This window comes from Curtobacterium sp. UCD-KPL2560 (assembly GCF_001705035.1).
In the GTDB taxonomy this organism is placed as follows: Bacteria; Actinomycetota; Actinomycetes; order Actinomycetales; family Microbacteriaceae; genus Curtobacterium.
Window position 1 is genome coordinate 25,994 of the sequence record NZ_MCIG01000029.1, and the last position, 7,967, is coordinate 33,960.

At 71.9% G+C, this 7,967-nt stretch carries 8 protein-coding genes; 2 read left to right on the top strand and 6 right to left on the bottom strand.

Features of this window, described 5'->3' with window-relative positions; translation table 11 throughout:
- Window positions 1–26 precede the first annotated feature (26 nt).
- The 4 genes from rlmB to BEP24_RS08770 form a co-directional block, all read right to left on the bottom strand.
- Complete coding sequence (rlmB, locus tag BEP24_RS08755; RefSeq protein WP_065962447.1) at window positions 27–1,037, bottom strand: 23S rRNA (guanosine(2251)-2'-O)-methyltransferase RlmB; 1,011 nt, start codon at window positions 1,035–1,037, stop codon at window positions 27–29.
- Between the two features lie 28 nt (window positions 1,038–1,065).
- Window positions 1,066–2,475, bottom strand: coding sequence for a cysteine--tRNA ligase (cysS, locus tag BEP24_RS08760; protein WP_065962449.1), 1,410 nt, complete (start codon window positions 2,473–2,475; stop codon window positions 1,066–1,068).
- A 78-nt stretch (window positions 2,476–2,553) separates the two neighbouring features.
- Window positions 2,554–3,714 (bottom strand): 2-C-methyl-D-erythritol 4-phosphate cytidylyltransferase, encoded by a 1,161-nt coding sequence (gene ispD / locus BEP24_RS08765; RefSeq protein ID WP_083230235.1) that lies wholly within the window; start codon window positions 3,712–3,714, stop codon window positions 2,554–2,556.
- Between the two features lie 51 nt (window positions 3,715–3,765).
- The gene (locus BEP24_RS08770; RefSeq protein WP_017888066.1) at window positions 3,766–4,248 is read right to left on the bottom strand and encodes a CarD family transcriptional regulator; all 483 of its coding nucleotides are present in this window, start codon (window positions 4,246–4,248) and stop codon (window positions 3,766–3,768) included.
- A 160-nt stretch (window positions 4,249–4,408) separates the two neighbouring features.
- Here BEP24_RS08770 and BEP24_RS08775 point away from each other — a divergent pair, with 160 nt between their 5' ends.
- Complete coding sequence (locus BEP24_RS08775; protein ID WP_065962454.1) at window positions 4,409–5,068, top strand: hypothetical protein; 660 nt, start codon at window positions 4,409–4,411, stop codon at window positions 5,066–5,068.
- 147 nt (window positions 5,069–5,215) lie between these two features.
- On the opposite strand, the gene BEP24_RS08780 is transcribed toward BEP24_RS08775, so the two are convergent.
- Both BEP24_RS08780 and BEP24_RS08785 read right to left on the bottom strand, forming a co-directional pair.
- Window positions 5,216–5,896 carry a response regulator transcription factor gene (locus BEP24_RS08780; protein WP_065962456.1) on the bottom strand — a complete coding sequence of 227 codons (681 nt, stop codon included), beginning with the start codon at window positions 5,894–5,896 and terminating at the stop codon, window positions 5,216–5,218.
- Window positions 5,893–7,059: an ATP-binding protein gene (locus tag BEP24_RS08785; protein WP_065962462.1), complete on the bottom strand. Its 1,167-nt coding sequence runs from the start codon at window positions 7,057–7,059 to the stop codon at window positions 5,893–5,895. The genes BEP24_RS08780 and BEP24_RS08785 overlap by 4 nt, the downstream gene beginning before the upstream one ends.
- A 158-nt stretch (window positions 7,060–7,217) precedes the next feature.
- Between BEP24_RS08785 and phoU the strand changes: the two genes are divergently transcribed.
- A complete protein-coding gene (gene phoU, locus BEP24_RS08790; RefSeq protein WP_065962458.1) occupies window positions 7,218–7,889 on the top strand; it encodes a phosphate signaling complex protein PhoU in 672 nt (223 codons plus the stop codon).
- Window positions 7,890–7,967 lie beyond the last annotated feature (78 nt).

Consider the following 7,967-nt stretch of genomic DNA (forward strand, 5'->3'; position numbering starts at 1 on the left):
CCGGGCCTCCTGTGGTCGGGCAGGCGCTACTCGGCGCGACGGCGCCGGGCGACCTCCCACAGGGTGACGCTCGCCGCGATGCCCGCGTTGAGCGACTCGGTCGCGCTCGAGATCGGGATCGAGACGATCGCGTCGCAGGTCTCGGTGACGAGGCGCGACAGGCCCTTGCCCTCCGAGCCGACGACGACCACGATCGGACGGTCGGCCAGCTCGAGCGCGTCGAGCTGCACGTCGCCGTCGCCGTCGAGCCCGAGGACGAACAGCCCCATCGACTTGAGCGACTTGAGCGTCTGGGTCAGGTTCGGGGCCATCGCGACGGGGAGCCGGGCCGCGGCGCCGGCCGAGGTCTTCCACGCCGACGCGGTGACGCCGACCGAACGACGCTGCGGCACGATCACGCCGTGGCCGCCGAACGCCGCGGTGGACCGGATGATCGCACCGAGGTTCCGCGGGTCGGTGATGCCGTCGAGGGCCACCATGAGCGGTACCTCGTCACGGGCGAACGCGCGCTCGGCGACGTCCTCGGCGACGGCGTACTCGTAGGCGGGCACCTTGAGCGCGACGCCCTGGTGGACGCTGTCGTGCCCGGTGATGCGGTCGAGCTCCGGCCGCATGATCTCCATGATCGGCACACCGCGGTGGTTCGCGAGCGCCAGGATCTCCTTCACGCGGTCGTCGACCTCGATGCGCGACGCGATGTACAGCGTCGTCGACGGGGTCTTCGTGCGCAGGGCCTCGAGCACCGAGTTGCGGCCGGTGACCAGCTCGGAGTCGTCGCTCTTGCGCTGCGGCGGACGGCCGGTGCGCTGCTGCGGCGTGCTCGACGCACCGTGCCGCCCGCGGGCGGCGTCGAAGCGCTCCTTCGCCGCCTTGCGCTTGCCGGCGGGGTGGTACGGCCGGTCCTCGGCCTTCGGCGTGGGCTTGCGACCCTCGAGCGCCTGCGCGCCCTGGCCGCCGGAGCCGACCTGCTTGTTGCCCTTGCGGCCGGAGCGGACGGCGCCGGGCCGACCCTTCCTGCTCCCCGAGACGTTCTTCATTGCTCTCTCCTGTCCGGCACGGCCGTTGTCAGGCGATGCTCCAGCGTGTTCCTGCTGCGGTGTCCTCGATGGTGATCCCCGCGGCTGCGAGGTCGTCGCGCACGCGGTCCGCGGTGGTGAAGTCCCGTGCGGCACGGGCGTCGGCGCGTTCCTGGACGAGGCGTTCGACGAGTGCGGCGAGCGGGGCGGCCGAGGTGTCCTGACCACCGGTCGACCAGTGTGCCGCTCGCGGGTCGATGCCGAGGACCTCGACCATCGCAACCACCTGATGGTACGCGCTCCCGAGCGCTTCCGCACCGTCCGCATCCAGGGCGGCGTTCCCGGCACGGACGGTCTCGTGCAGCACGGCGAGCGCCTGGGGCACCGAGAGGTCGTCGTCCATGGCCGCCGCGAAGGCCTCGGGCACGGCCGGGGCGTCCCGCAGCGTGACGCCCTCGAGCCGCTCCGCCGCACGTGCGAGGAACCCCTCGATGCGGTCGTACGCGGCCTCGGCCTCGGCCAGGGAGCCGTCGTGGTGGTCGATCGACGAGCGGTAGTGCGCGGCGCCGAGGAAGTACCGGACGACCTGCGGCCGTGCGGCGGCGAGGAAGTCGGCGGCGAAGATCGAGTTGCCGAGGGACTTCGACATCTTCTGGCCCTCGACCGTGACGAGGCCGTTGTGCAGCCAGTACGAGGCGAACGCGTCCCCCGCGGCGGTGGACTGCGCGAGCTCGTTCTCGTGGTGCGGGAACCGGAGGTCGAGCCCGCCGCCGTGCACGTCGAACGCCGGCCCGAGGTACCGGCGGCTCATCGCCGAGCACTCGATGTGCCAGCCCGGGCGACCGGGACCCCAGGGCGAGTCCCAGGTGGCGGTCGCGGGCTCACCGGGCTTGGCGCCCTTCCAGAGCGCGAAGTCCCGCGGGTCCCGCTTGCCGCGCGGGTCGGCGTCGGCCGCGTCCACCATGTCCTCGCGGCGCTGCCGGGTCAGGTCGCCGTAGGACGGCCAGCTGCCGGTGTCGAAGTAGACGTCGCCGGAGTCGTCGGCGGCGACGTAGGCGTGCCCGCGCTCGAGCAACCGCGTGATGATGTCGTGCATCTGCGGCACGCTCGCGGTCGCCCGCGGCTCGTACGTCGGCGGCAGGATGCCCAGGGCGTCGTACGCGGCGGTGAACTCCCGCTCGACGCGGTACGCCCGCGCGAACCACGGCTCGTCGGTGCCCGCGGACAGGTCGAGGACCTTGTCGTCGATGTCGGTGACGTTCCGGACCAGGGTCACGCGGTACCCGCGGTAGGTCAGCCAGCGACGCCAGATGTCGTACACCAGGGCGGACCGCAGGTGGCCGATGTGCGGCGACGACTGCACCGTGGGCCCGCACACGTACATGCTCACCTGTCCGTCGACCAGCGGGACGAGGTCGACGACGGCAGCGGCACGGGAGTCGTGGAGGCGTACGGTCACACGGCAAGCCTAGGACGTCGCCCGGGACCCGTGACGGGGGCAGGCCGGGCGCGAGAAGACGGACCACCCGGGCGGTGCTCAGGCGGGGCGGACCACGGCCGTCGCGATCGCGGCGAGCCCCTCGCCCCGTCCGGTGAAGCCGAGGCCGTCCGTCGTCGTGCCGGACACCGCGACCGGTGCGCCGACGACCGCCGCGAGGGCGTCCTGCATCTCGGCGCGACGGGCACCGATCCGCGGCCGGTTGCCGACGACCTGCACGGTGACGCCCGTCGGCACGAGTCCGGCCCCGGCGAGCAGCTCCACCGCACCCCGGACGAAGACGTCCCCGGTCGCGCCGGCGTACCGCGGGTCGGCCGTGCCGAACCGTCCGCCGATGTCACCGAGGCCGCCGGCGGAGAGCAGGGCGTCGCAGACCGCGTGCGCGACCGCGTCGCCGTCGCTGTGCCCGGACAGGCCCGGCTCACCGGGGAAGTCGAGGAGCCCGACGCGGCACGGGCTCGCGGCGTCGAAGGCGTGCACGTCGACGCCGAGGCCGACCCGCACCGCGCGCACGTTCCCGGCACGGGAGGCGACGACCGCCTCGGCGCGGGCGAGGTCCCAGCGGGTGGTGATCTTGAACGCGTCGGCGTCGCCGGGGACCGTGCGCACCGTGCCGCCCGCGGCGCGGAACACCCCGGCGTCGTCCGTCTCCGCCCGCTGCGCCACGGCGTACGCCGACCGCAGCGCCCCGAGCGGGAACACCTGGGGCGTCTGCACCCCCACGAGCGCCGACCGGTCGACGGTCTCGACGACCAGGTCGCCCTCGACGCGCTTCACGGTGTCGGTCACGGGCAGGGCCGGCACGACACCGTCCCCCGTGGCACGGGCGGCGTCGAACACGGCGTCGAACTGCGCGGCCGGGGTCAGGCACCGCGCGGCGTCGTGCACGCCGACGAGCTCGACGCCGTCGGGCAGCGCGTCGAGGCCCGCCTGCACCGACGCGTGCCGGTCGGCTCCCCCGGGGACGACCGCGGTCAGGTGCACCGCGGGACCGGCGACCGCCGCGACGAGCGCGCGGCACTCGTCGAGCCGGGCGGCCGGCGCGACGACGACCACGGCGGTCGGTTCCGCCAGCGTGAACACCGTGCGGACCGCCCGGGTCAGCATGAGCTCGCCGGCGACGGGTACGAAGGCCTTGGCGTCACCGATGCCGAGCCGCGTGCCGGAACCCGCCGCGACGACGACGACCGCCCTGCTCACCCGATCGGGGAGCAGGGCGGTCGTCGTGGTGTCGTCCAGCTGCGGTCCGCGCTACGAGGCGAGGACCTCGTCGAGGACGGTCGATGCCTTGTCCTCGTCGGTCTTCTCGGCCAGGGCGAGCTCGGAGATGAGGATCTGCCGGGCCTTGGCCAGCATGCGCTTCTCACCGGCGGAGAGCCCGCGGTCCTGGTCACGGCGCCACAGGTCGCGGACGACCTCGGACACCTTGATGACGTCACCGGAAGCGAGCTTCTCGAGGTTCGCCTTGTAGCGACGCGACCAGTTGGTCGGTTCCTCGGTGAACGGTGCCCGCAGGACCTCGAAGACCTTGTCGAGGCCTTCCTTGCCGATCACGTCGCGGACGCCGACCAGGTCGACGTTGTCCGCCGGGACCTCGATCGTCAGGTCGCCCTGCGTGACGCGGAGCTTCAGGTAGACCTTCTCCTCGCCCTTGATGACGCGAGTCTTCACTTCAGAGATGGTTGCCGCCCCGTGGTGGGGGTAGACGACGGTCTCGCCGACCTCGAATTGCATGTATCAGGCTCCGTTCCCAGAACCCCCAGTTTACCACAAGGGCTCCTCGGGCAGAGGGGCCTGGGCGGACCCGCTCCCGGCTGATCGCTAGGATGGGCGTCGGACCGTCCGGTCCACCATCGTGATCTTCCGGAGGAATCTCTTGCGAGCTCGGGTACTCGTGTCCGTCGCCGTTGCGGCAACCATCGCGCTCGGCGCCACCGGCTGCGAGTTCATGTCGCCCGCGCACACCAAGGAGATCAAGCAGATCACCGACGGCGTGAACGTCTCGACCGGCAAGCTCGACATCCGCAACGCCCTCTTCATCTCCGACCGCGGCGAGGACGCCCGCTTCGTCGGCACGGTGGTCAACACGGACGAGTCGAAGGACATCACGCTCTCGATCGAGCTCGGCGGCGACACCCAGACGGTCGTCATCCCCGCGGGCAGCCGTCGCGACCTCGGCTCGAACACCCCGACGGCCGACCCGACCGAGGGCTCGAGCACGCAGCAGGGCAGCACGGCCCAGGGCTCGAAGGCCGCGGGCTCGCAGGAGGTCGTCTTCGACGGCGCCGACGCGCGTCCGGGCTCGCTCGTGAAGACGTACTTCTCGTACTCCGGCGCCGAGGGCGTCTCCGCGAGCGTCCCGGTCCTCACCAGCTCGCTCGAGGAGTACCGCACCCTGGCCCCGTCGCCCACCCCGACGAGCACCCGCACCCCGGCTTCCGGCATCGAGGGCGCGGCCGGGACGGGCACCGAGCCCACCGGCGCCGCGACCGCCCCGGGCACGCAGTCCGGCTCGCAGACCGACTCGTCCGAGGGCGACAGCGGCAGCAACTGACACCGCGGGCGGCGCGCGCCACGTCGCGCCCCGCGCCCACGCACGCACCGGAGGCCCGGTGCCGGTCCCACGGACCGGCACCGGGCCTCCAGTGCGTGGCCACGCGACCACCCGACCGACGTGCGCCGACCGGGTCACCCGACGGGCTCAGCCCTCGATGCGGTAGCCGAGACCGCGCACGGTCACCAGGATCTCGGGCGTGCTCGGCACACGCTCGATCTTCGAGCGGATCCGCTTGATGTGCACGTCGAGCGTCTTGGTGTCGCCGAAGTAGTCGGAACCCCAGACCCGGTCGATGAGCTGCCCGCGGGTGAGCACCCGACCGGCGTTGCGGAGGAGCAGTTCGAGGAGCTCGAACTCCTTGAGCGGCATCGGCGTCTCGGAGCCGTCCACCGACACCGTGTGCCGCTCGACGTCCATCCGGATGCCACCGACCTGCAGGATCCCGCTGTCGCCCGGGTCGTCCTCGGTGCGACGGCGCAGCACCGCACGGAGGCGCGCCAGCAGCTCGCGCGTCGAGTACGGCTTCGTGACGTAGTCGTCGGCGCCGAGTTCGAGCCCGACGACGATGTCCACCTCGGAGTCCTTCGCGGTCAGCATGATGATCGGCACGTTCGAGCGCGTCCGGATCTGCCGGCACACCTCGGTGCCGCTCAGGCCCGGCAGCATGAGGTCGAGCAGCACGAGGTCCGGGCTCTCGGCGTCGAACTTCGACAGCGCGGTGATGCCGTCGGCCGCGACGGCCGTCTCGTACCCCTCCCGCTGCAGCAGGAACTCCAGGGGCTCGCTCAGGGCCGGCTCGTCGTCGACGATGAGGATCTTGGTCACGATGGCTGCTCTTCCAGTTGCTCTTCGAGTGCGGTGGTGAGTTCGGGATCCGCCTCGGGCAGGCGGATCGTGAAGGTCGAGCCCTTGCCGGGCTGCGACCACACGCGCACGTCGCCGCCGTGGTTGCCGACGACGTGCTTGACGATGGCGAGACCGAGGCCGGTGCCCCCGGTCGCGCGCGACCGCGCCGGGTCGACGCGGTAGAACCGCTCGAACACGCGGTCGAGGTCGGCCTCGGGGATGCCGACGCCCTGGTCGGTGACGGCGATCTCGACGAACCCCTTCGTCGAGCGGACGCCGACGCCGACGCGGGTGTGGTCCGGCGAGTACTTCACCGCGTTGGCGATGAGGTTCGACACGGCCACCTGCAGGAGCACGGGGTCGCCCATCACGCGGAGCTTCGAGCGCTTCGCCCGGACGATCTCGATGTCGCGGGCGCGGGCGACGACCTCGTTCGCGTCGACGGCGGCCTGCACGATCTTGTCGATGCCGGTCTCCTCGCTGTTCTCGAGCGTGTCGACGGACTGCAGGCGGGAGAGCTCGATGATGTCCTTCGTCAGGGCACCCAGGCGCTCCGACTCGGTGATGAGCTGCGAGGCGAACTTCTTCACGTGCTCGGGGTCGTCGGCCGCGACCACGAGGGTCTCGGCGAGCAGACCGATGGCGCCGATCGGGGTCTTCAGCTCGTGCGAGATGTTCGCCACGAAGTCCCGTCGGACCTCGTCGATGCGCCGGCTCTCGGTCAGGTCGTCCGCGGTGACGAGCACGTACCGGTTGCCGAGCTGGGCCGCGCGGAAGCTCAGGTAGCCGATCTGGTCGCTGCCCCGTCCGCGGGAGAGCTCGAGGTCCTCCGACGCCATCTCCCCGCTCCGGCGCACCCGGTCGACCAGGTCGGCGAGCTCGCGGTGCACGAGCTTGCGGCGCACGACGAGTCCGACCGTCAGTGCCTGCGGCGACGCGGCCACGACCGTGTTCGAGGGGTCGACGACCACGGCCGGGTTGTGCATCGTGGCGATGACCGCGGCGACGCCGTCGGGCAGGGTGCGTTCCGCCACGTCGGCTGCCCGGGCCGTGCGCTCGGCGGTGATGACGAGCACCACCACACCCGCGCCGAAGACCCCGCCGAGGAGCATCGACAGTGGCACGAGCCACGCGTTGTCCATGCCGTCAGTGTAGGGATCGTCACGCCCCGTGCCGACGCCGTCCACCCCGCACACGTGTGGTTCCGGGGCCGGGAAGCGAAGCGTTCAGCCGCACGTCACCGTTCGTTCACCTGACCTGACGACACTCGACCGGTACGCATCAGAGAGGCACATCCCCCATGCGCGAAGTCTTCCAGCAGGAACTCCAGGACGTCCAAGAGCGTCTGACCGAGATCGCCGGGCTCGTCGAGTCCGCCATCACCCGAGCGACCCAGGCGTTCAGCGAGTCCGACGTCGCGCTGGCCGAGGAGGTCATCGCCGACGACGCGAAGATCGACGCGGCGGCGAACAGCCTCGACGAGATCGCGATCGACATCCTGGCCCGCCAGGCACCGGTGGCCCGCGACCTCCGTGTCGTCGTCACCGCACTGCGCGTCAGTTCCTCGCTCGAGCGCATGGGCGACATGGCCGAGCACATCGCCCAGCTCGCCCGCCAGCGCTTCCCCGAGAAGGTCGTGCCGAAGGGCCTCCGCGGCACGTTCAAGCAGATGGGCGCGCACGACGTCGCGATGGCGCAGAAGCTCACCCGGCTGCTCGCGACCGAGGACATCGCCCTGTCCGCGGAGATCCGCGACGAGGACGACCAGGTCGACGAGCTGCACGCGAGCGTCTTCGACTTCGTGCTCGGCGAGACCTGGAAGGGCAACCCGATCGACACGGTCGACGCGACCCTGGCCTCGCGGTACCACGAGCGGTTCGCCGACCACGCGGTGTCGATCGCCAAGAAGGTCGAGTACCTGGCGACGGGCGACTGGACGGGTGCGGCGTCGGTGACGGTGTCCCCGGCCTGACGGGGGCCGTCGCGTTCTGCGACGGGGCGGGGTCCCGTCGCGTTCCGCGACCGGGCGGGGTCCCGTCGCGTTCTGCGA

Excerpts from the sequence above, each read along its gene's own strand:
- phoU (WP_065962458.1), top strand. The coding sequence starts at position 7,218 with ATGCGCGAAGTCTTCCAGCAGGAACTCCAGGACGTCCAAGAGCGTCTG.
- BEP24_RS08770 (WP_017888066.1), bottom strand. The coding sequence starts at position 4,248 with ATGCAATTCGAGGTCGGCGAGACCGTCGTCTACCCCCACCACGGGGCG.
- rlmB (WP_065962447.1), bottom strand. The coding sequence starts at position 1,037 with ATGAAGAACGTCTCGGGGAGCAGGAAGGGTCGGCCCGGCGCCGTCCGC.
- BEP24_RS08785 (WP_065962462.1), bottom strand. The coding sequence starts at position 7,059 with ATGGACAACGCGTGGCTCGTGCCACTGTCGATGCTCCTCGGCGGGGTC.